Origin of the sequence: Rhizobium phaseoli, assembly GCF_003985125.1 — a bacterium.
In the GTDB taxonomy this organism is placed as follows: Bacteria; Pseudomonadota; Alphaproteobacteria; order Rhizobiales; family Rhizobiaceae; genus Rhizobium; species Rhizobium phaseoli.
The window spans coordinates 19,666-41,722 of the sequence record NZ_ML133572.1; the positions used below are offsets into that span (position 1 = coordinate 19,666).

21 protein-coding genes are annotated in these 22,057 nt (G+C 62.4%); 9 read left to right on the forward strand and 12 right to left on the reverse strand.

All coding sequences use genetic code 11. The annotated features are described in order from the left end of the window. Window positions 1-10: 10 nt before the first annotated feature. Window positions 11-736, forward strand: coding sequence for a ribonuclease activity regulator RraA (locus EFD56_RS15300; RefSeq protein ID WP_016736809.1), 726 nt, complete (start codon window positions 11-13; stop codon window positions 734-736). A 40-nt stretch (window positions 737-776) separates the two neighbouring features. Here the strand turns inward: EFD56_RS15300 and EFD56_RS15305 are convergent, their stop codons facing one another. Then, a complete protein-coding gene (locus EFD56_RS15305; protein WP_126905677.1) occupies window positions 777-1,499 on the reverse strand; it encodes a response regulator transcription factor in 723 nt (240 codons plus the stop codon). Between the two features lie 119 nt (window positions 1,500-1,618). Beyond that, window positions 1,619-2,863 (reverse strand): GAF domain-containing sensor histidine kinase, encoded by a 1,245-nt coding sequence (locus EFD56_RS15310; protein ID WP_126905823.1) that lies wholly within the window; start codon window positions 2,861-2,863, stop codon window positions 1,619-1,621. 275 nt (window positions 2,864-3,138) lie between these two features. Here EFD56_RS15310 and EFD56_RS15315 point away from each other — a divergent pair, with 275 nt between their 5' ends. The 5 genes from EFD56_RS15315 (at window position 3,139) to EFD56_RS15335 (ending at window position 8,494) form a co-directional block, all read left to right on the forward strand. Further along, window positions 3,139-4,155 carry an ABC transporter substrate-binding protein gene (locus EFD56_RS15315; protein WP_037146519.1) on the forward strand — a complete coding sequence of 339 codons (1,017 nt, stop codon included), beginning with the start codon at window positions 3,139-3,141 and terminating at the stop codon, window positions 4,153-4,155. A gap of 70 nt (window positions 4,156-4,225) precedes the next feature. Next, window positions 4,226-5,677 (forward strand): sugar ABC transporter ATP-binding protein, encoded by a 1,452-nt coding sequence (locus EFD56_RS15320; RefSeq protein ID WP_126905678.1) that lies wholly within the window; start codon window positions 4,226-4,228, stop codon window positions 5,675-5,677. Continuing rightward, on the forward strand, window positions 5,674-6,621 hold the full coding sequence (locus EFD56_RS15325) for an ABC transporter permease (RefSeq protein ID WP_004674652.1): 948 nt from the start codon (window positions 5,674-5,676) through the stop codon (window positions 6,619-6,621). The genes EFD56_RS15320 and EFD56_RS15325 overlap by 4 nt, the downstream gene beginning before the upstream one ends. Next, window positions 6,618-7,565 (forward strand): ABC transporter permease, encoded by a 948-nt coding sequence (locus tag EFD56_RS15330; RefSeq protein ID WP_037115674.1) that lies wholly within the window; start codon window positions 6,618-6,620, stop codon window positions 7,563-7,565. The genes EFD56_RS15325 and EFD56_RS15330 overlap by 4 nt, the downstream gene beginning before the upstream one ends. A 14-nt stretch (window positions 7,566-7,579) precedes the next feature. Next, on the forward strand, window positions 7,580-8,494 hold the full coding sequence (locus tag EFD56_RS15335) for an SMP-30/gluconolactonase/LRE family protein (RefSeq protein WP_126905679.1): 915 nt from the start codon (window positions 7,580-7,582) through the stop codon (window positions 8,492-8,494). A gap of 144 nt (window positions 8,495-8,638) precedes the next feature. Here EFD56_RS15335 and rbsK read toward each other — a convergent pair whose 3' ends face one another. The 6 genes from rbsK to EFD56_RS15365 form a co-directional block, all read right to left on the reverse strand. After that, window positions 8,639-9,568, reverse strand: coding sequence for a ribokinase (rbsK, locus tag EFD56_RS15340; protein WP_126905680.1), 930 nt, complete (start codon window positions 9,566-9,568; stop codon window positions 8,639-8,641). Beyond that, complete coding sequence (locus EFD56_RS15345) at window positions 9,565-10,026, reverse strand: RbsD/FucU family protein (protein ID WP_126905681.1); 462 nt, start codon at window positions 10,024-10,026, stop codon at window positions 9,565-9,567. The genes rbsK and EFD56_RS15345 overlap by 4 nt, the downstream gene beginning before the upstream one ends. A gap of 42 nt (window positions 10,027-10,068) precedes the next feature. Then, window positions 10,069-11,097: a LacI family DNA-binding transcriptional regulator gene (locus tag EFD56_RS15350; protein WP_004674656.1), complete on the reverse strand. Its 1,029-nt coding sequence runs from the start codon at window positions 11,095-11,097 to the stop codon at window positions 10,069-10,071. A gap of 16 nt (window positions 11,098-11,113) precedes the next feature. Beyond that, entirely contained in the window at window positions 11,114-12,025 is a 912-nt protein-coding gene (locus tag EFD56_RS15355) for a carbohydrate ABC transporter permease (RefSeq protein WP_126905682.1), read from the reverse strand. After that, the gene (locus tag EFD56_RS15360; RefSeq protein ID WP_126905683.1) at window positions 12,025-13,143 is read right to left on the reverse strand and encodes a carbohydrate ABC transporter permease; all 1,119 of its coding nucleotides are present in this window, start codon (window positions 13,141-13,143) and stop codon (window positions 12,025-12,027) included. Before EFD56_RS15360 ends, EFD56_RS15355 begins: the two co-directional genes overlap by 1 nt. 72 nt (window positions 13,144-13,215) lie before the next feature. Beyond that, window positions 13,216-14,859, reverse strand: a complete 1,644-nt coding sequence (locus tag EFD56_RS15365) for an extracellular solute-binding protein (RefSeq protein WP_126905684.1) — start codon at window positions 14,857-14,859, stop codon at window positions 13,216-13,218. A 339-nt stretch (window positions 14,860-15,198) separates the two neighbouring features. On the opposite strand from EFD56_RS15365, the gene EFD56_RS15370 reads away from it, so the two are divergent. After that, window positions 15,199-16,266 carry an ABC transporter ATP-binding protein gene (locus EFD56_RS15370; RefSeq protein WP_126905685.1) on the forward strand — a complete coding sequence of 356 codons (1,068 nt, stop codon included), beginning with the start codon at window positions 15,199-15,201 and terminating at the stop codon, window positions 16,264-16,266. Window positions 16,267-16,382: 116 nt separating this feature from the next. On the opposite strand, the gene EFD56_RS32935 is transcribed toward EFD56_RS15370, so the two are convergent. Continuing rightward, window positions 16,383-16,640: a hypothetical protein gene (locus EFD56_RS32935; protein WP_184332876.1), complete on the reverse strand. Its 258-nt coding sequence runs from the start codon at window positions 16,638-16,640 to the stop codon at window positions 16,383-16,385. Window positions 16,641-16,794: 154 nt separating this feature from the next. Between EFD56_RS32935 and EFD56_RS15380 the strand changes: the two genes are divergently transcribed. Together EFD56_RS15380 and EFD56_RS15385 are read left to right on the forward strand one after the other, a co-directional pair. After that, window positions 16,795-17,121, forward strand: coding sequence for a hypothetical protein (locus tag EFD56_RS15380; protein ID WP_004674662.1), 327 nt, complete (start codon window positions 16,795-16,797; stop codon window positions 17,119-17,121). A 151-nt stretch (window positions 17,122-17,272) separates the two neighbouring features. After that, window positions 17,273-18,535, forward strand: coding sequence for an MgtC/SapB family protein (locus EFD56_RS15385; protein ID WP_064829097.1), 1,263 nt, complete (start codon window positions 17,273-17,275; stop codon window positions 18,533-18,535). Window positions 18,536-18,608: 73 nt separating this feature from the next. On the opposite strand, the gene EFD56_RS15390 is transcribed toward EFD56_RS15385, so the two are convergent. The 3 genes from EFD56_RS15390 to EFD56_RS15400 form a co-directional block, all read right to left on the reverse strand. Then, window positions 18,609-18,947 (reverse strand): hypothetical protein, encoded by a 339-nt coding sequence (locus EFD56_RS15390; RefSeq protein ID WP_225881613.1) that lies wholly within the window; start codon window positions 18,945-18,947, stop codon window positions 18,609-18,611. 76 nt (window positions 18,948-19,023) lie between these two features. Continuing rightward, window positions 19,024-19,608 (reverse strand): cysteine hydrolase family protein, encoded by a 585-nt coding sequence (locus EFD56_RS15395; RefSeq protein ID WP_126905686.1) that lies wholly within the window; start codon window positions 19,606-19,608, stop codon window positions 19,024-19,026. Between the two features lie 56 nt (window positions 19,609-19,664). Further along, complete coding sequence (locus tag EFD56_RS15400) at window positions 19,665-22,037, reverse strand: putative bifunctional diguanylate cyclase/phosphodiesterase (protein WP_126905687.1); 2,373 nt, start codon at window positions 22,035-22,037, stop codon at window positions 19,665-19,667. Window positions 22,038-22,057 lie beyond the last annotated feature (20 nt).

The following is a 22,057-nucleotide window of genomic DNA, read 5'->3' on the forward strand; positions in this document are numbered from 1 at the left end:
AGGAATGAGCATGACCGACTATGTGCTGAGCGAGGCGACGCGCGCCAAATTCAAGAAGATCTCGACGGCCTCGATTGCCACCGCCCTCTTCAAGCGCGGTCTTCGAAACCAGTTCATCCAGGGGGTCGTGCCCGTCGCGCCGAAGCCTGAGACGATGGTCGGGCAGGCATTCACGCTGCGCTATATTCCCGCCCGTGAAGATCGCAATCCGATCACCGTCTTTCAAAACCCGAACCACCCGCAGAGAGTCGCGATGGAGACTTGCCCTCCAGGGCAGGTGCTGGTGATGGATGCGCGCAAGGACGCACGGGCTGCGACGGCCGGTTCCATCCTGATCACCCGGCTGGCGCTTCGCGGCGCGGCCGGCGTCGTCTCCGACGGCGGTTTTCGCGATGCCGAAGGAATCGGCGCGCTTGACATGCCGGCCTATTACGCCAAGCCGTCGGCGCCAACCAATCTGACCTTGCACGAAGCACTCGACATCAACGTGCCGATTTCCTGCGGCGATGTCGCCGTGTTTCCCGGCGACGTCCTGGTCGGCGACCGCGACGGCGTCATGGTCATCCCGGCCCATCTGGCCGATGAACTCGCGGATGAATGCACGAATATGGAAAGCTACGAGGACTTCGTCCTCGAGCAGGTCAAGGCCGGCGAAACAATCATCGGCCTCTACCCCAGTACCAAGGAAGAACATCAGCAGAAATACCAGGCCTGGCGCAAAGAAAACGGCCGGTGAATTTGCCGGCCGGGGGGCCTGGTTCGAACCAGGCCCCCGGCTATTTTCCGTCAAGCCACTCCTGCAGCTCCGCCTCGGCCCGTTCCAGCGCGCTATAATTCAGCAGTTTGCGCAAGAGCGCGATAGTTACGGCGCGGGCACGCAGGTTGAAGCGGCCGTCCTCGTGGTCATCGCCGGCGGTCTGATAGACATCGAGCTTGTCATAGAGTTGCTGCAGGCGGTTCTGAACGCTGCGCAGCGACAGGCCGCGGCGTTTGGCGATCGCACGGTCGGTGAGGCCGAGCGCGATATCGACGAGGATCTCGTATTCGGAATCGGTGAAGCCGTTCGTCTGGCCGAGGCTCTTCTGCTGCAGGCCTCGCACCTCGCGATCGATGACGCACTGGCTCTGGATGAAGATCGAACGCAACGCCAGTTTCAGCCGCTCGTCGGACGCGGATTTCAGGACATAGCCATAGGCAGCGCCATCCGGCACGATGCGCGAGACGCCGCGCACATAAGCCTCGTCCGAATAATTCGACCAGAACAGGATGCGTGTCTCCGGCCGCTCCTTCCAGATCGTACGCGCCGCTTCTATGCCGTTTCTGTTGGCCATCTGCAGATCCATGACAATATGCGCCGACTTGTGGTCGCGGGCGAGTTTTTCGCCGGCGGTTCCATTCTCCGCTTCGATCACGGTGTCGCATTCCGGCAGGGCTGCATTGACGGCCTCGTGCAGGTAGGACCGGTGCAACGGGTCGTCCTCGACGATCAGAACCTTCATTTCGCCTTGCTCCTCGGTTTGGGTCGCCCGCCGGCCCGTTCGGCGCTGGAGCATGATGCCCAAAAGCGTGAACTGTTTTCGGATGACGTCATGCTTCACTCTTTGATTCAGAACAGGATTCATAGTTTAGGCCGACCGGGCCCAAAATCCTCCTGGCCTAGCGGCAGCACGACGCGGACCGCGGTGCCGCGGTTGTTATGGCCAGGTCCCGTGGTGAAACGCGCCGAGATCAGCCGCGCGCGGGTCTTCATATTGTCGATGCCTCCGCCGATCCGTCCCCGGACCTTGGAGAGGCCCGTCCCATCATCGGAAATTTCGATTAACAGCTGTTCGGTGTCGGCATCGAGCCGCACCATGATTGCCAGGGGCGCGGCATGGCGCACCGCATTGTTGATCGCCTCCTGGGCGATCCGGAACAAGGCGACGCTGACGGTCGGTTCCAGCTGCTCCAGCGCGCCATTCGTTTCATCGACCAAGCCCCATTCGATCGCCGATCCGGCATCGCGCGTCGATCGGTCGAGATGATGCTCGATGGCCTGGGCGAGACCGAACAGCTGCAGAACGGACGGTTTTGCCTGCTCGATGATCTGCCGCAGATCCTGCATGCAATGCTGCAGCGACCGCGAAACGGGCTCCAGCGCCTCGGCCGTCACCTCGCCATTGCGCGACAGCCGGTCGATCCGGCGTGCCAGCCGCGTCAGGTCGGCAAGCGTCTGGTCGTGAAGGTCCATACCGATCCGCTGACGCTCCTGCTCCAGGGCCTCCGTCAGCTTCAGGGCGCCTTGCCGCAATCCTTCCTCGCGGGCGCGGGCCTCCGCCTCCACGATCGCCGAGCGTTGCGCCTGCTCGGCCGCCTGCAGCGCGAAGAAATAGGGTGTCAGCAGATCGGCGATAATGCGGGCGCGCGCGATATCCTCCATCGTATAGACGCCGGCTTTGTGAGACGAGCAGGACAGCGCGGCGATGATCGTGCCCTGCACCTTCATCGGGACATGCAGGCGGCTTCTCAGAGATTGTTCGACGATCGGCCGTTTGAACGCGCCCTCGAAATGGAAGCGCTGGTCCGTCATGGCATCCTCGGCAAGCAGAAAGTCGACCTCGCCCCACAACAACGAACGGATGGGGCTGTTGATCACCGGCGCGCCGGCGATCTCGCCCCAGGCGGTCTCGATGCCGGTTTCATAGGCCGTGTGGTAGTTGCCGCCTTCGAGCAGCACGCAGACGTCGAGATGGTCGTGCGGGATGATGTGGGCGACCTCGGCGGCGACCGAACGGATCGCCGAACGAAAATCGAGCTGGCCGGCGAGCAGCCGGGAAATGCCGAGATAATGGTCGAACAGGGCTGCGGGTGCTGGCTGCAGCATTGTCAGTTCCTCCCCGTCATGATAGGCTCCTCGACCTGCCATGATCCGTTCCCAGTAAGCGATGCGGAAACGCCGCCGTCTTGCGTAAACCCGCAGCTTGTTGCGCAAAACCCGCAAACGACTTGCCGCCTTGCCCCTGTACAGGCCTGCCGATCTCCCCCATCCTGCCCTTACTGAGAGGAGGAAGCTCAGTGCAAGAACAATTTTCACTCGGACCCTCGGGTCCACGGGAGTGAAGCGATCGGCCGACCGGCGCGATCATGAGGGAGGAAGACATGACAATTCGTAAGATGCTTCTGGCATCGGCCGCTATTGCTTGCGCCGCGATGCCCGTTTCTGCCTTTGCCGATACCTCGGGCAAGAAGATCGCCCTTTCCAACAACTATGCCGGCAACTCGTGGCGCCAGGCCATGCTGACGAGTTGGGGCAAGGTGACGGGCGAAGCCGTGAAATCAGGTGTCGTCGCCGCGGCCGACCCTTTCACCACCGCCGAAAACCAGGCGACGGAACAGGCGGCGCAGATCCAGAACATGATCCTGCAGGGCTATGACGCGATCGTCCTGAACGCCGCCTCGCCGACGGCGCTGAATGGCGCCGTCAAGGAGGCCTGCGATGCCGGCATCACCGTCGTTTCCTTCGACGGCATCGTCACCGAACCCTGCGCCTGGCGCATCGCCGTCAATTTCAAGGAAATGGGCCGCAGCGAGGTGGAATACCTGTCGAAGAAACTTCCGCAAGGGGGCAATCTGCTCGAGATCCGCGGCCTTGCCGGCGTCTTCGTCGATGACGAGATCTCGGCCGGCATCCACGACGGCGTCAAGCAGTTCCCGCAGTTCAAGGTCGTCGGCTCGGTCCACGGCGATTGGGCCCAGGACGTGGCGCAGAAGGCTGTCGCCGGCATCCTGCCAAGCCTGCCCGATGTCGTCGGCGTGGTGACGCAGGGCGGCGACGGCTATGGCGCCGCGCAGGCGATTGCCGCGACTGACCGCAAGATGCCGATCATCATCATGGGTAACCGCGAAGACGAGCTGAAGTGGTGGAAGGAGCAGAAGGACGCCAAGGGCTACGAGACTATGTCCGTGTCCATCGCACCCGGCGTCTCTACGCTTGCGTTCTGGGTGGCCCAGCAGATCCTCGACGGCAAGCAGGTCAAGAAGGACCTTGTCGTACCCTTCCTGCGGATCGACCAGGACAACCTCGAAACCAACCTCGCCAATACCCAGGCCGGCGGCGTCGCCAACGTCGAGTACACGCAGGCGGACGCGATCAAGGTCATCGAGTCGGCAAAATAATCTCCCGGCGATTGACCGCGCGGCCACAAATGGCTGCGCGGCATTCCTTGCGATCAGGTGGCGGGCAAGCATGGATGACGTTTTGCAGGCGGTGATCGCCGTCGATGACGCCAAGGTGAGCTTCGGCGCCGTCAGGGCGCTCGACGGCGTCACGCTCCGCGTCATGCCGGGCGAATGCGTCGGCCTCGTCGGCCACAACGGTGCCGGCAAATCGACGATCGTCAGCGTGATCAATGGCGGACTGACGCCGCATGAAGGAAGCGTGGCTAGCGATGGCGAGCGGCTGGAGCGCTACGGCATCAACGCCGCGCGCGCTCGCGGTGTGCGCTGCGTCTTCCAGGAATTGTCCCTCTGCCCCAATCTCTCCATCGCAGAAAATGCGCGCATCATGCACCGCCATCTCGGCGGTTTCGGCTGGCGCAGGCGGGCGGCTAGGATCATCGAGAAAAGCCTCGACGCCGTTTTTCCCGGCCATGGCATCGACAGCGGCCGCACCGTCGGCGACCTTTCGATCGCCGAACGGCAGATGGTCGAGATATCCATGGCTTTTTCCGACGCCGGTATTGCGCCGCGGCTGGTGATCCTCGATGAACCGACCTCGTCGCTTGACGCAAGCCTCGCCCGCCAGATGCTGGATTATGTCCGCCGCTTCGTTGCCGCCGGCGGCTCCGTCATCTTCATCTCGCATATCCTGCACGAGATCCTCGAAACCGCCGACCGCATCATCGTCATGAAGGACGGCCGCGTCGTTGCCGAACGTCCGGCGCGCCAATTTGACCATCACGGCCTTGTGGAGGCCATGGGCACCGTCGCGAGGGAAGACACCGGTGATCGCCCGGCGCGCGTACAGTCCGACGCTCCCCTCGTGCTGTCGCATCAGACGGCCGGCCGGCCTTTCGCAGCCCGCAAGGGCGAAATCATCGGGCTGGCGGGGCTGGCGGGCCACGGCCAGACCGAGCTCCTCCTCGCCTTGCACGCCGCGCAGGCCGGCAACTGGCTGCCCGAACGCGATCCGCTCGTCACCTTCGTTGCCGGCGATCGTCGCCTCAACGGCGTTTTCGAACTGTGGAGCATTCTGCGCAATTTTTCGATCGCCTCGCTCGGCGATCTGTCGCGACGGGGGCTCATCCTTGCGGACGCCGAGCAGACGAAGGGCGCCAACTGGAAGCGCCGGATCGAAATCCGCACACCCGACATGGCGAACCGTATCCTGTCGCTTTCCGGCGGCAACCAGCAGAAGGTGCTGTTTGCACGCGCGCTTTCGACACGTGCGCCGGTCGTTCTGATGGATGACCCGATGCGCGGCGTCGACGTCGGAACCAAGCAGGAGGTCTATGCGATCATCCGCGAAGAAGCTTCGCGCGGGCGCACCTTCATCTGGTATTCGACCGAGATGGACGAGGTCCGCCTGTGCGACCGCGTCTACGTCTTCCGCGAAGGCCGCATTACCGCGGAACTCGCCGGCGGTGCCGTCAACGAGGCGAACATCATCGCCGCCTCCTTCGAGGGGGTCGCGGCATGACGACCCGGCTCTCCTCGGATGCCATGCGTCTCGCCATTCCGGCCCTGTCGCTGACCCTGCTGCTCGCCGCGGTCTTCTGGCTGCAGCCGCGCGCCATGAGCTATGTCGGGCTCAACCTGCTGTTCAACCTGGCCGTGCCGATCGCGCTTGCGACGATCGCCCAGATGCTTGTCATGGCAGTGAACGATCTCGACTTGTCGATGGGCACCTTCGTCAGCTTCGTCGCCTGCGTCAGCGCCACGTTTCTGCGCGATACCCCTGTCATCGGCATCCTGATCCTGGCCGGCGCAATTGCGTCTTACGCGGCGCTCGGCGTCGTCATCCATCTGCGCAACCTGCCATCCATCGTCGTGACCCTCGGCATGAGCTTCGTCTGGGGCGGCCTTGCCGTCATGCTGCTGCCGGCGCCGGGCGGGCAGGCGCCGGGCTGGGTGCGCTGGCTGATGACCGTCAAGCCGCCGCTGGCGCCAATGGCGATCGTTGCGAGCATCGTCATTGCCGCCGTCGCGCATCTTCTCGTCACGCGCTCCTCGCTTGGCGTGCTGATCCGCGGCATCGGCGGCAACCAGCGCTCGGTCGAGCGCGCCGGCTGGTCGATTGTCGCTGCCCGCGCCGCAGCCTATGGGCTCGCCGGCGTTTTCGCCGTCCTTGCCGGTATCGCTCTCGTCGGTCTGACGACCTCGGCCGATGCCAACATCGCGCTGCGCTACACGCTTCTGTCGATTGCCGGCGTCATTCTCGGCGGCGGCGAGTTCATCGGCGGCCGCGTCTCTCCGATCGGCGCCGTCATCGGCGCGCTGACACTCACCCTCGCGGGCTCTTTCCTGTCCTTCCTGCGCATCTCGCCGGACTGGCAGATCGGCGCCCAGGGCGCTATCCTGATCATCGTGCTGGCGCTGCGTCTGATGCTCAACCGCTTGGAAAAGCGGGAGAAACGCCGATGACCGTCGCCAGCCTTTTCGGCAAACCCTGGATCTGGTCGTGGCTTGCCGCCTTCGCCGTCTGGTTTCTGACGATCATGGTGACATTCGGTGCCAGCGCGCTCGGCCTGTCGCAGGCAGCACTTACCTTCGCGGCCTTCTCGGTCGTTGTCGGCATCGGCCAGATGTTCGTCATCACCCTCGGTCCCGGCAACATCGATCTCTCGGTTCCCGCCACCATGACGCTCGCTGGTACCGTGGCGCTGAAACTGATGAACGTCGAAAACGGAATGATCCTGCCGGGGCTCATCGTTGCGGTCCTCATCGGCCTTGCCGTCGGCCTCGGCAACTATGTGCTCATCAAGGCGCTCAGGATTCCGCCGATTATCGCCACGCTATCCATGAGCTTCATCGTGCAGTCGGCGGCGATCTGGACGAACCGGGGACTGCGCATCAAACCCCCGAGCATGCTCGCGGAATTCACCACGTCGACGACGCTCGGTGTGCCGAATGTGGCGATCGTCGCGCTGATCATCTCGCTGATCGCCTGGTTCCTGCTCGAGAAAACGATCTACGGGCGCTGGATCTCGGCGATCGGCCAGAGCATGCCGGCCGCGCGCATGGCCGGAATTCCGGTCGACGGCACGCGCTTCGTCACCTATCTTTTCTGTGCCGTGCTCGCCTCCGTCGCGGGTTATCTGCTCGCCTGCTTCTCTGGCGGTGCGGCGCTCAACATGGGTTCCGAATATCTCCTCACCTCGATTGCCGTCGTGGTGATCGGCGGCACCGCGGTTGCCGGCGGCGATTCCAACGTGCCGGGCATCTGGGGCGCATCGCTCTTCATGTTCCTTGTCGTCTCCATGCTCAACACCTACGGGCTGGGCGCCGGCATCCGCCTCATCATGACCGGCCTCATCATCATCAGCGTCATCATGCTTGCCGGCGGCCGAAGGGCCGGCATGCGATAAACGGAAAGACCATCATGGCAGAGGCCAGCATTTACGAAATTCACGACCCCCGCTTCCGGCAGATGATCGTGACGAGCGCCGGCCTCGACGAACTCTATTCCGGCTGTCGCTGGGCGGAGGGTCCCGTCTGGTTCAACGACGCCAACCAGCTTCTGTGGAGCGACATTCCCAACCAGCGCATGCTGCGGTGGACGCCCGAAGGCGGCGTTTCCGTCTACCGCCAACCCTCCAACTTCACCAACGGCCACACCCGCGACCGGCAGGGCCGGCTGATCTCCTGCGAACATGGCGGGCGCCGTGTGACGCGCACCGAAATCGACGGCTCGATCACCGTGCTCGCCGACCGTTTCGAGGGTGCGCCGCTCAACTCGCCGAACGATGTCGTGGTGAAGTCGGACGGCACCGTCTGGTTCACCGATCCCACCTACGGCATCATGTCCGACTATGAGGGCTATCAGGCCCAGCCGGAGCAAGCGACCCGCAACGTCTACCGGCTCGATCCGGCGACCGGCGAGTTGTCTGCGGTCGTCAAGGATTTCGTTCAGCCGAATGGCCTGGCCTTTTCGCCTGACGAGACGATACTCTACATCGCCGACTCGGCGGCAAGCCATGACGACGGCTTGCCCCGTCACATCCGCGCCTTCGACGTGGTCGACGGCAAAAGCCTCGCGAACGGCCGCGTCTTCTGTCACATCGACAACGGCATTCCCGACGGCATCCGGACGGATGTCAACGGCAACCTCTGGTCCAGTGCCGGCGACGGCGTGCATTGCTTCGACCCAGCAGGCAAACGGATCGGCAAGATCCGCGTGCCGCAGACTGTTGCGAATCTCACCTTCGGGGGACCCAGACGCAACCGGCTGTTCATTGCCGCCACACGTTCGGTCTATTCGGTATATGTCGCCACGACCGGCGCCCAGACGCCCTGAGCGTGCCGCTCCAAGCTCACGCGGTATTTTCGCGGCGGCACCGGCATTCTGGTATCGTCTTTATCAAGGTTCCGGCCGCCTCAATTTGTTGAGACGATAAGGAGAGGGGAAATCATCCTCGCCGGCACCGGCCTGCGCTCGCAATCACGGAGATCGCAGCAGGGCGTCGATTTCGGCGCGTGAAGGCATGGCGGGCGCTGTGCCGTGCCGTGTGACTGCAATGGCAGCGGTCGCGCAGCCGAAACGGACGGCTTCGATCGGCGCCTGTCCTTCGGAAATCGCCGTCGCGAACCCGCCGAGGAACCCGTCGCCGGCTCCGGTTGTGTCAATGACATTTCCCGCCGCAAATGCGGGGACGAATTCGCTCTGCCCGGCCGCGTGATAGTATGCCCCGCGTTTGCCCAGCGTAATGATCACCGCTTGCGCCCCTCGATCGACCAGTGTGCGAGCCGCAGCACGTGCCTGCTCATCGGTTTCGATTGCGTGGCCGACCAATTCCGCCGCTTCGACTTCATTGGGGACGATGAAATCACACAGGCCGTAGATGCTGTCCGGGATCACCCGTGCCGGCGCCGGGTTGAAGATCGTCGTTGCCCCTGCCCTTTTGGCCATCGCCAATCCATGCATGGCGGCCTCGAGCGGCTGTTCGAGCTGGGTCATGAAAATGGCGGCGCTTTCGATCTCCGCCCGATTCGCATCGACATCCTCGATGCCGATGAGGCCCGCCGCACCCGGTGCGACAATGATGGCATTGTCGCCGCTCACCTCGTCGACGAAGATGAAGGCGGCGCCGCTGGAAACGCCGTCCATCTTCATCACATTGGCTTTGACGCCCGCCTCCGCATAGGCTGATAGCGCCATCGCGCCGAACGGGTCGTTGCCGACCCGTGAAATGAAGGTCACCTTGCCGCCCGCCTTTGCCGCCGCAATTGCCTGATTGGACCCCTTGCCTCCCGGCCCGAGCGTGAAACCAGACCCCATCAGCGTCTCGGCAATATGGGGCAGGCGCTTTGCCTTATAGGCAGTGTCGGCAGCAAAAATGCCGAGGATGACGATCCCGCTTTTCTCGCTCATCGGACCGCCTCCTCCGCCGGAATGACGCCCTTGGTCAGAAGGAAACATCCGTAGAAGCGCAGTTCCCCCGTTGCGATCACGCAATAGGCCTTCTTGGCGATTTCGTAGAAGGCCATGCGTTCGACGGGATACATCGGCGATGGCTTGCCCTCGGCACGGTCGACGATCGCCTGGACTTCCTGTTGAATCGGGGGAATTTCATCCGGCTTGCCAATCACTTCCATGCGGCCCACCGATGGCTGGATGGGCGTGTCCAGCGGCAAGACCGAAAGGATCGCATCGATTGCCTGCGGCGCGGAAATGTTTTCCATGGTCAGCAGCGTCCCCAGGCGAGTCTGCCGGGCAATCGAATCCGACGGAAAATTCATGTCTGAGATGACGAGAGAATCGCCGTGTCCCATATTGCAAAGTGCTTGAAGAATGTCGCCGTTGAGTTCGGCCCGAATTCCCTTGAGCATCGATCTTCCATCCTTTTCTCGTTGCCGGAGCACCGGCCTGCTTCAATTCGTATGGCCGGCGCTTTCCGGCTTGGGCTGCGGGCATGGGCCGCTCGAACCACGCACGATCAGCGATCCGTCGACCATTTCGTCCTCCGCACCCGGCGGTTCCGCCAAGAGAAGTCCGACCGCGCGCCGCGCCAGCATGTCGGCCGGCTGACGTATGGTCGTCAGCCTGGGAACGACGAGATTGGCGAGCGAAATATCGTCGAACCCTGTCACCGACAGTTTGCGCGGCACGTCGATCTTCAGGTCGCGCGCTGTGCGCAGCGCGCCGATGGCCTGCTGATCGCTGGCAGCCGCAATCGCCGTCGGCCGGTCCTGTGGCGGGCGCGAAAGCAGGTTGCGGGCAATTCTTTCCCCGGACTCGTAGTCGAACCTGCCATAGGCAATTTCCAGTTCAACGGGTTCGCCGGTCTTGCCGAAGACGTCCATGCGGCCGACGAAGCCCTCCTTGCGCATGCGCCCCGCCTCGGTGTCAACCGGCCCGGCAATATAGGCGATGCGGCGGTGCCCGAGCCCGTAGAGATGGTCGGCAATCAGCGCGGCTGCCTGCGCGTGGTTGGTCGACACCAGGGGAAATGTGCCGAAGCGCCGGTCCAGCGAGATGATTGGCACGGATGCCGGCGCCTGGAGGCCTGAACCGTCGCTCGAAGCCACGACGATGATGCCGCGCACCGACCGGTGGAGGAAGGCTGAAACGTGGCTCTGCTCCGCCTCGCGGTCGTCATGCGAGCTTGCCAGCATCAGGCTATGCGCACACTCGAGCGCCGCACGCTCGACGCTTGCCGCAAGTTGCGCGAAGAACGGATTGGTGATGTCGGGAACGATGAGGCCGATGACGTCGGTTCTGCTGGTGCGTAACGCTCTCGCGGTGACGTTCGGGCGGTAACCGAGCGCTGAAATAGCGTCGTTGACCTTTTCTCGAAGCATGGGTTTGACTGCGGCTTCGCCCGACAGCACACGCGAAACGGTGCCGACAGAGACGCCTGCATATTCGGCAACATCCTTGACTGTCGGCATCTTTGACATTTTCGACATCCCGCAGCTACTTGACGGCGCCCGCGGTCATCCCGGCGATGATGTGCTTTTCCAGGACGACGCCGACGACAACAAGCGGCAGGATGCCGGCGGTGGAAAGGGCAGCCATCGACCACCAGTTGATGCCCTGGCTGCCTGTCTGGCTGGCAATCATCACCGGCAGCGTGTTGGTATTGGTGGAGGTCAGCAGTGCGGCGAAGAAATATTCGTTCCAGCACAGGATCAGCGCCAACAGGAAGGCGGCCACCATGCCCGGCAGAACGAGCGGCACGATGATGCGGGCAAAGGCGCCCCAGATCGACAGGCCATCGACGAGGGCTGCCTCCTCGAGCTCTACCGGGATCGTGGCGAACTGGTCGCGCATGATCCAGACGACGATCGGCAGGACCATCAGCGTATAGACGGCGATCATGCCGGCATAAGTGTCGAGCAGCGCCAGCTCCTTATAGAGAACCAGGAACGGCAGGGCGAGGACGACCGGCGGCATGATCAGCTGCGACAGGAAGAAAAAGGAAATGTCGGAATTGCGCATATGGCCGAACGTGTAGGAAAAGCGGCTGAGGCCGTAGGCGGCCAACGATCCGAGCACGACCGCAAGCGCGGATGCCGTAACGGAGATGATGACGCTGTTCCAGAGCCGGCGCATAAACTCGTCGCGCACCGTCGATACCTGGGCGATCGTATCGGGAGAGAGCCCGAGCGAGCGCCAGCCCAGCCAGCTGGGCGTAAAGTTGAACCAGGGGACCAGATTGCCGCGCATGACATCGGCGGCCGTCTTGAACGACGTCGAAACCGTCCAGAACAGCGGGAAGATGCAGACACACGCCCAGGTGACGAGCAAGCCGTAGACGGCCAGACGCATGGCCCACCAGCGAATGCGCTGAGCCCGCCCGTATTTTTCGAAATCGATGCGAACCATCAGAGCCTTCCTGTCATCCGCTTCACGATACGGTCTGCGATCTTCATCAGCCCCGTCATCCCGATGACGATGATCACCAGATAGACGAGCGCGAGCAAGGTACCGTATCCGACATTCGAACGGTCGCGATATTCACGATAGATGAAACTGGTGACGGAGTCGGTCGCGCCGCCGGGGCCTCCCGACGTCACGGTGATGATGATGTCGGCGAGCTTGAGCTTGAAGATCACGCGGATCATCACCGCCGTCACCGAAACCGGCAGCATGAGCGGAAAAGTGACCTTCCAGAAGCGCTGCCATTTGGTGGCTCCATCGACTTCGGCCGCCTCCAGCACCTCCCTGGACAAGCCCTGCAATCCGGCAAGCAGCATGATCATCATGAAGGGAATGAAGGTCCAGGCATCCATGATCATGATCGAAAGCTTCGCCGTCAGCGGATCGCCGAAGAAGGAGGGATTTTCCCAGCCAAGCCAGCGGGCGAAGCGCGCGACCGGGCCGAAACGGGTCTCCAGCATCGACTTGCCGACCATCCAGCTCACCGCGACCGGCGACAGCATCAAAGGGATGAGGAAGGTGACCCGCCAGAATTTTCGGGCGATAATTTCCTGGTTGAGGAGCAGCGCCAGCCCGAAGGCGATTGCATATTCGACCACGATCGCCAGGCAATAAAGGACCATGTTCAGCAGGGCATTGGCATAGAACGGATCGGCAATCATCCGGCGCACATTGTCGAGCCCATTGAAGCGCCGCCCGGTCGAGGAGGCTAGGTTCCAATCGGAAAAGCCAATCCAGAGCGCAAAGAGCAGCGGGAAGACCACCATCGACACGACGAAAAGCGCGGCCGGCAGAACAAAAAGCGCCTTCTTGCCCGGCTCGCCGTAGATGACGACGCGCGTGACGCAAAGAACGGCGGCCCAGAGAAAATAGGCATAAAGAACCGGCCGCCAGTTCGCAAAACCCCTACCGGTCCAGCCGAGTTCATGCGCCCCCTGCAAGACAAAGGATGTTATGAACCATATGGCGCTCAGCCACAGAGCCGTGCGGCCCCAGAAACGACGGCTCGCGGAAATGGAGCCGGCTTCGACCGTGTGGAGCAGGTCGCCTTCGACTGTCGACATGATATTCCTCGCCCGGATAGAAAAGGCGCCGGCGGAATCGCTTTCGATCCGCCGGCGCGTTTGGTCAGCCGATCAGAGCCCGAGGCTCGCCCGGTAGAGTTTCAGCTGGCTGTCACGGCCGATCTGGTCGGTGATCTTTTCCCAGGCGGCCGCAATCGCATCCGCGGTCTCCTGCGCCGACTTGTACTGTCCGGCAAAGCCCTTTGCCAATTCGTCCTCGGCGACGGAATAATATTGGAAGATACCGGGAATGCGCGGTTCGATGGCGGCGTTCGGGTGGTTGTAGCTGTCCGCGTTCGAACCCAGATAGTCCTCGATATAGGCGCGGTCGTAACCTGCCTTTTCCCATTCGTCGTAGTTGAAGTTGGACTGGCGGTAAGGCTGGAAACCGGAGGGATAGGCCGACGTCCACAGCGACAGATCCTTGCCGCCGAGATGGGCGGCAGCGGACCAGGCCGCCTTGCGCTTCTTCTCGTCGCCGGAGACCTGCTTGGTGACATAGATGCCCCAGCCGAGATAGGCCATGTTGGGCGCTTCATTGTACTTGTCTTCCCACTGCCCGGTCTTGCGGTTGAAGACCCGGTTGGAGCCGCGGTTGATGCCGAAGCCGACCACATCGCCCACGACCGACGAGTCCGAAGTGCGCGCGCTGGAGCCGACATCGCCCCACCACATCAGCATGGCGCCGGTGCCCGCCAGGAACTGCGAGAAGGCCGTGGTGCCGGGATCGGCATTGATCTGATCGGCCGGATAGGCCTTGGCTGCGATCAGATCCAGGACGTCCTGGATCGCCTGGACCCATGCGGGGTTATTGACCAGCGGCTTCATGTTTTCGGGATCGAACAGCCAGGCCGGGTCGCCCGGATATTTGGCATAGGCGGTCGCGCGGTTCTCGATGAAGTAGAAGCCGAAACCGCCCCAACCTTTCAGCGGGTCGAGATAGCCGTAGGCCGGCTGGCCGGTCAGCGGATCGGTCTTGCCGATCAGCGCCTTGGAGGCCGCGTTGACCTCCTGCCAGGTCTTCGGCGGCTCGGCCATGCCGCTGATGGAGCCCTCTCCGAAGTAATCCTTGCGATAGGCGAAGGTGTGGCAGTCGCCGTCGATCGTGACGCGATAGGTCTTGCCGCCCCAGGTGCCGACTGGCGGCTTCAGGTAGCTGACCAGGTCGTCGGCCTCGATCTGCTTTGCAGCCCAGTCGGGCATCTCGTCCAGCAGCCCGCGTCCGGCAGTATCGCCTTCGAAGGGGGCGCCCATTTCCAGAATGTCGAAATCGACGGTGCCGGTCGCGATCGACTGCTGAAGGCGGGCGTTGTAGTCGGCTTGCGCAAGGTCGATCCAGTTGATCTTGGCGCCGGTATAAGCCTCCCAGGGCTTCAGGAAGCCGCGGAACAGGAAGTTGTGCAGGTTCTGATTGTTGAGCCCCATGAAGGTCAGCTCGACACCGGCAAATTCGCCCTGCTTGACGTTGGCCTTGGTCGGGCCGAGGCAGAGTTCGCCGACTTTCTGCCAGTCCGCGTCCGTCGGCGAGCCCTTGCCGACACCAGGAATCTGCAGGATCTGGGCGCGCAGATCGTCGGCGGCGGCAATCGCCATGCCGGGAATTCCGCCCATCGCACCGGATAGACCGAGCAGAGCCGCAGCGCTCGCCGTTCCGCGCAGGACGTCACGGCGGCTTGCCTGACGGCGCATCAGTGCATCGTATATTTCGACTTTCATTTATTCCTCCTCCACGTTTCGTTGCGCTGCCGTCAGCCGATCTTGGGACTGGCTCCGGCCCGATTTTAGGACTGGTCTCGTGCAGAACTATTTGGTAAGCAAGAAAATGAAACGTTTCATATTTCATGCTTGAAACCGCTCCTCTCGGTCTCGGGAGGGAGCATTAGACGGCAAGCGTGAAAAGTCAATAAGAAATGAAACGTTTCACGGAGGAGATCTAGCGGGGTTTCAGGCAGGAGCGGAACGCGGTTTCGCCGAGCCCGATGCCCGTGGATATCATCGAGAATTGCATACCTCTTGGGACTGCCCGGAGGTGACCGGAAAGCGAGTGGGAGGCACATGGCTGAGGTCAATATTTCAGGGGCGCGGAAGGCCTACGGCGCCGTCAATATCCTGCATGGCGTCGATATCGACATTCGCGACGGCGAGTTCGTGGTGCTGGTCGGCCCATCCGGCTGCGGCAAGTCGACATTGCTGCGCATGGTCGCGGGGCTCGAAAGCATCACCGGCGGCACCATCTCGATCGGCGGAAAGGTCGTCAACAACCTGCCGCCGAAGGATCGCGACATCGCCATGGTCTTTCAGAGCTATGCGCTCTATCCGCATAAAACCGTTGCCGAAAACATGGTCTTTGCGCTGCGTCTGCAGAAGCAGCCTGCCGATATCATCAAGCAGCGGCTGCAGGCGGCGGCCGAAACGCTTGACCTCGTGCCTTATCTCGACCGCTATCCGCGCCAGCTTTCGGGCGGCCAGCGCCAGCGCGTGGCGATGGGACGCGCCATCGTCCGATCGCCGCAGGTTTTCCTGTTCGACGAACCCTTGTCGAACCTCGACGCCAAGCTGCGCGTGCAGATGCGCAAGGAGATCAAGGAACTGCACCAGCGGCTGAGAACCACGACGGTCTATGTCACCCACGACCAGGTCGAAGCGATGACCATGGCCGACAAGATCGTGGTCATGCAGGGCGGCAAGGTCGAACAGATCGGCACGCCGCTGGAACTCTACGATCGTCCCCGCAATACATTCGTGGCGGCCTTTATCGGCTCACCGTCGATGAATCTGCTGAAAGGCCGCTACAAGGCCGCTGGTGCGATCTTCGTCACCGAGACCGGCGACGAAATCGCGCTCGGTTTTATCCCGCAGGCGTCCGACGGGCAGGCCGTGCTTCTCGGCGTGCGGCCCGAACATCTGTCGCTCAGCCAAAGCGGCCTCGACACGACCGTCAGCGTTACCGAACCCACGGGCCATGAGACGATGGTCTTCCTGCGCTACGGGTCCGGCGAGCTTGTCGCGGTGCTGTCCGACCGTCACGATTTTAAACCGGGGCAAGTCGCGACGATCGCCGCTCGGCCGGGCAAGCTGCATCTGTTTGATGCGGCATCCGGCCAGACGCTGCGGCGAGATTGAGGTCACGAATGACAGACGGATTCGCGTCGTAACGTCCAGCCCAGAAGCTGAGGACGAAATGGCGCGCCGCATCGTCACCTGCTCTCGGAGGCCTAGATCTCAACGTTCGCAGTCTTTCAATGCGACAGCAGGATGTTGGTCTGCACGGCCTCGGTCGTGCCGCCGAGCACGTATTCTCGCAGGGCGCGAATGACCGAGCCGCCCCTGACGAGAAGGTCGGCCCGCAGTTCAAAGACCTTGTTCTGCAGACAATCACCGGTTTCGGATGTCAGCGGCTTCGTCGGCGCTTGGCGTTGTCGCCTCGGTTGTTGCGAGCGTAGGTGCCCGGCAGTGTGATTGACGCTGAGGATATTCAGTACCGTCCTGATGGTCATGTCGTTATACCTCTCTGGTTGGATAGGAGAAAGCGTAGCAGCCACGGCAGAGCGTTCCTTGACCTTCGTCAAAGCGATGCCGATTTAACTGTGTAGGCTGTTCTTCCCTGGCAGGACTTTCCGGGCAGGCCCGGTATCAGTTTGGAGGCGGCAGATGCTTTCGACGGAGCGAGATTTGAAACGGGGCGGTGAGCGCTTCCCCATTCCTTCGCAGGGTGAAGTCGAAGGCAGGCTGCTGATGTTCGAAGTAGTCGCCGTCACCTGCCTGCAGGAGCTTCTCGCCAAAACGGATCCGCATCTGATTTTCAGGCTTCGCCGCAAGCTCCTTCGCAATCTGAAGGAAAAGTGTGCCCCGCTGAAGCTATGCGCGGACGACGAAAAGGCCGCAAAGGAGTTCGCGCTTCAGCTGTTGAGCGCAGCTGTGGAAGAGGCAGAAGACGAGGGGCGAACCGGCAGCCAAGATCCGCAGCAAGGCCATTAGGAGCCACTGCTTCATCTCTTTCTCGCCTTGCGATCAAGGGCCGCCCTGTAGGCGGGTTCCAGGAAGGGTAGATTGAAATAGACGGTTATCACGACATATCGAATAGAAGTCTCCCCAGAGGCCACACGACTGGCCGTTTCTGGATCCGCGCATGTTGACATCAATCATGATGACCGACGCATTCCAACGTCTCAGCCTCGCGCTGGCGATCGGCATTCTCGTCGGAATCGAGCGCGGATGGCGCGGGCGGGAGGCCGCACCGGGCAAGAGAGTGGCCGGTATCCGCACTTATGGCCTCTCCAGCTTCCTCGGCGGCTTTTGCGGTTTCCTGCAGCCGATCACCGGGCCGATCCTGCCGACGGCCATCTTCGTATTTTTCTGCATCACCATCCTTGGCTTCAGCGGCGTGCAGGCGGTGCGCGAGCGGGACTACAGCGCAACCGGCGCCATCGCCGCGATAACGGTTTTTGCGCTCGGCTTCGGCGCCGTCGTCGCGGACATGACGACGACCGCGGCGAGCGCGGTCGTCATGACGGCACTTCTGGCGGCGCGGGAGCCGCTGCATGGATTTCTGCGCAAGCTGACCTGGCTCGAGCTGAGAGCCGCCCTGATCCTGCTGACGATGACCGTCGTCATTCTTCCAATTCTTCCCAATGAGGCCGTCGATCCTTGGCAAATGATCAATCCCTTCGAGCTGTGGATGTTGACCATATTCGTGGCAGCGGTTTCATTTGCGGGCTATGTGATGATCAGGCTCACCGACGCCAGAGCCGGCCTGCTGCTGACCGGTGCCTGCGGCGGTATCGTCTCCTCGACGGCACTGACGCTTTCCTTTGCCCGTCAATCGAAGCAGACGCCCGCCCTCTCGCCGCTGCTTGCGGCCGGAGCGATGCTGGCGGGGGCCGTATCCCTGAGCCGTGTGCTATTGATCTGCGGCGTCATCGCACCTGGCGTGTTGATGGAGCTTGCGGCATTGCTCGGACCGGCTGCCGCAGTGCTCGCCATCGGCGGCGGCCTCGCCGGCTTCTCGCCGCGCTCCGACGACGGCCCCGACTTTTCACCGAAAAATCCGTTGGAGGTGATGGTCGTGTTGCGTTTTGCTCTGCTGCTTGCGGTCGTCACCATCGTGACGCGGGCGACGTTGGCATATTTTGGAACACAGTCGCTATTCGCCGTTGCCTTCATCACCGGCCTCGGCGACCTTGACGCGATAACCCTGTCGATCGCGAAGCTCCCGTCGTCGAACGTGCCTGCGGATGCGGCCGCCCATGCCATCGCGGTCGCCGCCTTCGCCAATCTTCTTGCGAAGACCGGTCTTGCGGCGAGCGCCGGAAGCTTGGTCTATGGGGTTCGGCTGGCGGTCGCGAGCGGCATTGCAACGCTCGCCGGCGCTGCCGGCTTGCTGCTGGTTTAGACCTTGTCTGCGCCCGGTTGGACGCGCCGTGTGTGCTCGCCATCAGACGGGAGCAGATCGCGCCAGCCTGCCCTCACGCGCCAAGGTCGGCTGCGTGAATGCGAATGCGCCCATCGCGCTCGACATCCCCGCGATCGTATTTTGCGCAGGCAATTCGGCTGAAGAGGTCGATATTCTCCTGAAGCCGGCTTTCGTCGCAACGTGGCGGCGCGCCAACCTCAAGAAGGGCTTGCCTGTCGATAACGACCGTCTGGTTCGTGCCGCCCGCATCCATGACCAGCAGCGCTTCCTCGCCAGACGACTTCATCATTCCACTGATCAGCTTCAAGGACATTGCTTTTTCTCCGGATCGGTTGAACTCGTAAACCTGCCGCGGGAAGCCGCCGGGCTCGGGGCGCAGGCTGTCGGACATTCTGTCCCCATGCGGAGCCGCCTGCCTTGACGCATATCAAATGAAATCGCCCACCGGATGCCCGCGCAAGGCTTCCTCAGCCGAGGTCGCTCAGGAATGCGTCGGTCTCCATGAGTTCCAGCTGGACGGAAAATCGATCGTGCAGCAGTTCCAGCGACGCGTCATAAGTGTCGTCGGCGCTGCTGCAGACAGCATCCTTCAGCAGGATGACCCGATAGGCGAGATCGATGGCGCCGAGGGTCGTGGCAAGCACGCAGACATCCGTCTCCCCGCCGGTGATGACAAGAGTGTCGACCCGCTCCGACTGAAGAAGCGTATGGAGGCGGCCGTCGATCCAGGGCGAATAGGTGCGTTTGTCGAAGCATCGTGCCGGCGGAACAAGCGAGGCCAGCGAGGAAACCAGATTGACGAGCTCGGGCGGCAGATGCTCGCCCGTCATCATCCACCATTTCTGGTAATAGTCGCGCCATTTTCCCGGCATCGCGTCCGGATGCTCGGGCGGGACGAAGCGGGTAAAGATCGTCCGGGACGGATGCCGGCCGGCAAGCTCCTCGATCTGCGGAGAGATCCGCACCATCCAGGGCACGTGCCATGGGGTGTCTTCGGCAAACATGCGCTGCATGTCGACGCAAAGATGCCGCCACTCGCCGATCCAGGCCATCACATCCTCCCTTCGTCTTCGGGCGTCAACCGCTGCCCGGAACGAAAGTTCCCGCTTTAGGCAATAGCTCCTGAGGCGATTGTTCGTGGTCCGGCGCCGCCCTCCGATTTGGCGAAGCAGTCGAGATCGCGAAGCGGAATCGGTTTGGAGAAGAAATAGCCTTGGAGATCGGTGCAGCCGAGGGCGGTCAGAAAGTCGCGCTGATATTCGGTTTCGACACCTTCCGCCGTTGTCGAGATGCCGAGGTTGCGGCTGAGGGTGACGATCGCGCCGATGATGGCCGCGCCGTTGGCTTTTGCGCCAAGCTGCGAGACGAAGGAACGATCGATCTTGATGCGATCGATGTCGAAACGCACCAGGTGGCTGAGGCATGAAAAGCCGGTGCCGAAATCATCGAGGGAAATTTGAATGCCCCGGCTGCGCAGCGATTTCAGCACCGTATAGACATCCGAATTATCCTCAATCAGCGAGGACTCGGTGAGCTCGAGCTCAAGGCGGGATGGCGGCAGGCCGGTCTCTTCAAGCACGGCGATGACTTCCTCGGCGAAATTCGGTCTTCTGAGCTGGGCCGGCGACACGTTGACCGCCACGAAGCTGTCTTCAGGCCAATTGCAGGCGGCCTTGCAGGATTCCCGCAGGACCCAGAAACCGAGGGCGTCGATGAGGCCGCCCTCCTCGGCGGCGGGGATGAAGCTCGCAGGGGTCAGCAGTCCGCGCTGACTGTGACGCCAGCGCACGAGAGCCTCCGCGCCTGAGGCCGCGTATCCGCCCTCGGCCCGATGCACCGTCTGGTAATAGACCTCCAGCGATCCGAAATCCGGCCTGGTGCTGCCCGGCCCGGTTTGGGCACTGCCAGCGGACGAGGCCGTGCCTTTGGCCAGAACTTCGCGCAATTCGTTCTTGAGAATGTCGCGCGCATTTCTGCCGCCGTCCATGGAAGGGGAATAGACGCGCCACTGGCCTCTTCCGCCCATCTTTGCCTCGTAAAGCGCGACGTCGGCATAACGCATGAGGTCATCGGCAGTTCGCCCGGCATCAGGCACGATGGTGAGGCCGATCGAGCCGCCGACCCGGGCGACCGCTTCGCCCCTCAGGAGCGGGAAGGGCCTGCCAAGTTCGGCGACGATCGCGTCGCATATGGACAGCAGGACTTGATCGTCATTCCTGATGTCGCGCAGAAGCAGGGCAAATTCGTCGCCCCCGAGTCGGGCGAGCGTGTCGCCTGGGCGAAGGACGGACCGGATCCGCTCCGCGGCCATCCTGATCAGCTCATCACCGGCGGCATGGCCGAACGTGTCGTTCACCGCTTTGAAGCGGTCGAGGTCGAGAAGTGCTACGGCCGAGCGCTCGGTCGAATGCCGCGTTTCGGCCAGGCACTCCTCGAACCGCATGGCGAACAAAGCGCGGTTGGGAAGGTCGGTCAGCACGTCATGCAAGGCCAGCTGCCTTGCATGCAGCTCGCTTCGCTTCAACTCGCCGAGACTGCTCCGCAGCCGCACGAGCAGCACCGAAAACAGCACGGCGATCACCAGGGCCGCAATCGAAAGCGCCGGCATCAATCGGCCGATCACCCGTGAACCTGGAAGGTCGGGTCGCCATACGATGAAGCCGATCGGTTCACCATTGGCCGTCGCGTCGATTTGGAACGCGACCTCATTTTCGTCGGCATCGGCGGTGCGGGCAAAGCGCGCCCCGTTGAGACCCTGCTGCCGGCTCAATTCGTCGAGGGCCGCACCATCGAGAAACCGCACGACGATCAGGAATTGCCGCGTCGGCTGCGGCTGTCCCTCGGGCGCTTCGTTGATGGCGACGATGCCGACGATCGTCGGCCGCCCCTCCAGCCGCATCAGATTGGCCAGCGCATGGTTGGGGCGAACCGCGCTCGCCCGGCGGCTTTTCAGCGAGGATGGCATTCGGTCGGTGAAAATCGGGCTTTGGCTTGCCGTAAGACGGCTGTCTTTAAGGAGCGGCAAAAAGAGAGGTTTCATCCAGCGATAGCGCTTTTCCGTTTTCGCATCGGTCAGCATGCTCAGCTGAGCCTTCTCGTCGACGACAAAGGCCTGATCGTAACCGAAGGCGGACATTGCGGTTTCGCTGATTGCGCTGCCGGCCGCCCCGGTCAGAACCGTATCGAGGCTGGAGGAAACACCTGCCGACCGGGATGCAGGATAAACGCGGGCAAGATAGCCGTTGCCGAACTGACCGATGACATGAGCGACCTGATCGACCTGTTCCCGCAGGCGCGCATTGACCAGCTGGCGCTGGCGATCAAGGGCCGCAGCGTCGCTTTCGGTTCCCGCCCAGAGTGCAGAGAGCACGACCAGTCCAATCGCTCCGAGGCCGCTGATGGCGATCAGAAAGAGAATTCTTCCTGAGGCGATCCAGGACTTCTGAAACGTGTTGGAGCTGGAAGGAACAACGATGTGCAAGCCTGGACCCCTGGACACCA

What these genes read in the sequence shown, in the direction of transcription:
- EFD56_RS15395 (WP_126905686.1), bottom strand. Translation starts at nt 19,608, where the DNA reads ATGGCCTGGATCGGCGAGTGGCGGCATCTTTGCGTCGACATGCAGCGC.
- EFD56_RS15305 (WP_126905677.1), bottom strand. Translation starts at nt 1,499, where the DNA reads ATGAAGGTTCTGATCGTCGAGGACGACCCGTTGCACCGGTCCTACCTG.
- EFD56_RS15335 (WP_126905679.1), top strand. Translation starts at nt 7,580, where the DNA reads ATGGCAGAGGCCAGCATTTACGAAATTCACGACCCCCGCTTCCGGCAG.
- EFD56_RS15315 (WP_037146519.1), top strand. Translation starts at nt 3,139, where the DNA reads ATGACAATTCGTAAGATGCTTCTGGCATCGGCCGCTATTGCTTGCGCC.
- EFD56_RS15350 (WP_004674656.1), bottom strand. Translation starts at nt 11,097, where the DNA reads ATGTCAAAGATGCCGACAGTCAAGGATGTTGCCGAATATGCAGGCGTC.
- EFD56_RS15330 (WP_037115674.1), top strand. Translation starts at nt 6,618, where the DNA reads ATGACCGTCGCCAGCCTTTTCGGCAAACCCTGGATCTGGTCGTGGCTT.
- rbsK (WP_126905680.1), bottom strand. Translation starts at nt 9,568, where the DNA reads ATGAGCGAGAAAAGCGGGATCGTCATCCTCGGCATTTTTGCTGCCGAC.
- EFD56_RS15380 (WP_004674662.1), top strand. Translation starts at nt 16,795, where the DNA reads ATGCTTTCGACGGAGCGAGATTTGAAACGGGGCGGTGAGCGCTTCCCC.
- EFD56_RS15325 (WP_004674652.1), top strand. Translation starts at nt 5,674, where the DNA reads ATGACGACCCGGCTCTCCTCGGATGCCATGCGTCTCGCCATTCCGGCC.
- EFD56_RS15370 (WP_126905685.1), top strand. Translation starts at nt 15,199, where the DNA reads ATGGCTGAGGTCAATATTTCAGGGGCGCGGAAGGCCTACGGCGCCGTC.
- EFD56_RS15355 (WP_126905682.1), bottom strand. Translation starts at nt 12,025, where the DNA reads ATGGTTCGCATCGATTTCGAAAAATACGGGCGGGCTCAGCGCATTCGC.
- EFD56_RS15390 (WP_225881613.1), bottom strand. Translation starts at nt 18,947, where the DNA reads ATGTCCGACAGCCTGCGCCCCGAGCCCGGCGGCTTCCCGCGGCAGGTT.
- EFD56_RS15345 (WP_126905681.1), bottom strand. Translation starts at nt 10,026, where the DNA reads ATGCTCAAGGGAATTCGGGCCGAACTCAACGGCGACATTCTTCAAGCA.
- EFD56_RS15385 (WP_064829097.1), top strand. Translation starts at nt 17,273, where the DNA reads ATGTTGACATCAATCATGATGACCGACGCATTCCAACGTCTCAGCCTC.
- EFD56_RS15300 (WP_016736809.1), top strand. Translation starts at nt 11, where the DNA reads ATGACCGACTATGTGCTGAGCGAGGCGACGCGCGCCAAATTCAAGAAG.
- EFD56_RS15365 (WP_126905684.1), bottom strand. Translation starts at nt 14,859, where the DNA reads ATGAAAGTCGAAATATACGATGCACTGATGCGCCGTCAGGCAAGCCGC.
- EFD56_RS15310 (WP_126905823.1), bottom strand. Translation starts at nt 2,863, where the DNA reads ATGCTGCAGCCAGCACCCGCAGCCCTGTTCGACCATTATCTCGGCATT.
- EFD56_RS32935 (WP_184332876.1), bottom strand. Translation starts at nt 16,640, where the DNA reads ATGACCATCAGGACGGTACTGAATATCCTCAGCGTCAATCACACTGCC.
- EFD56_RS15320 (WP_126905678.1), top strand. Translation starts at nt 4,226, where the DNA reads ATGGATGACGTTTTGCAGGCGGTGATCGCCGTCGATGACGCCAAGGTG.
- EFD56_RS15360 (WP_126905683.1), bottom strand. Translation starts at nt 13,143, where the DNA reads ATGTCGACAGTCGAAGGCGACCTGCTCCACACGGTCGAAGCCGGCTCC.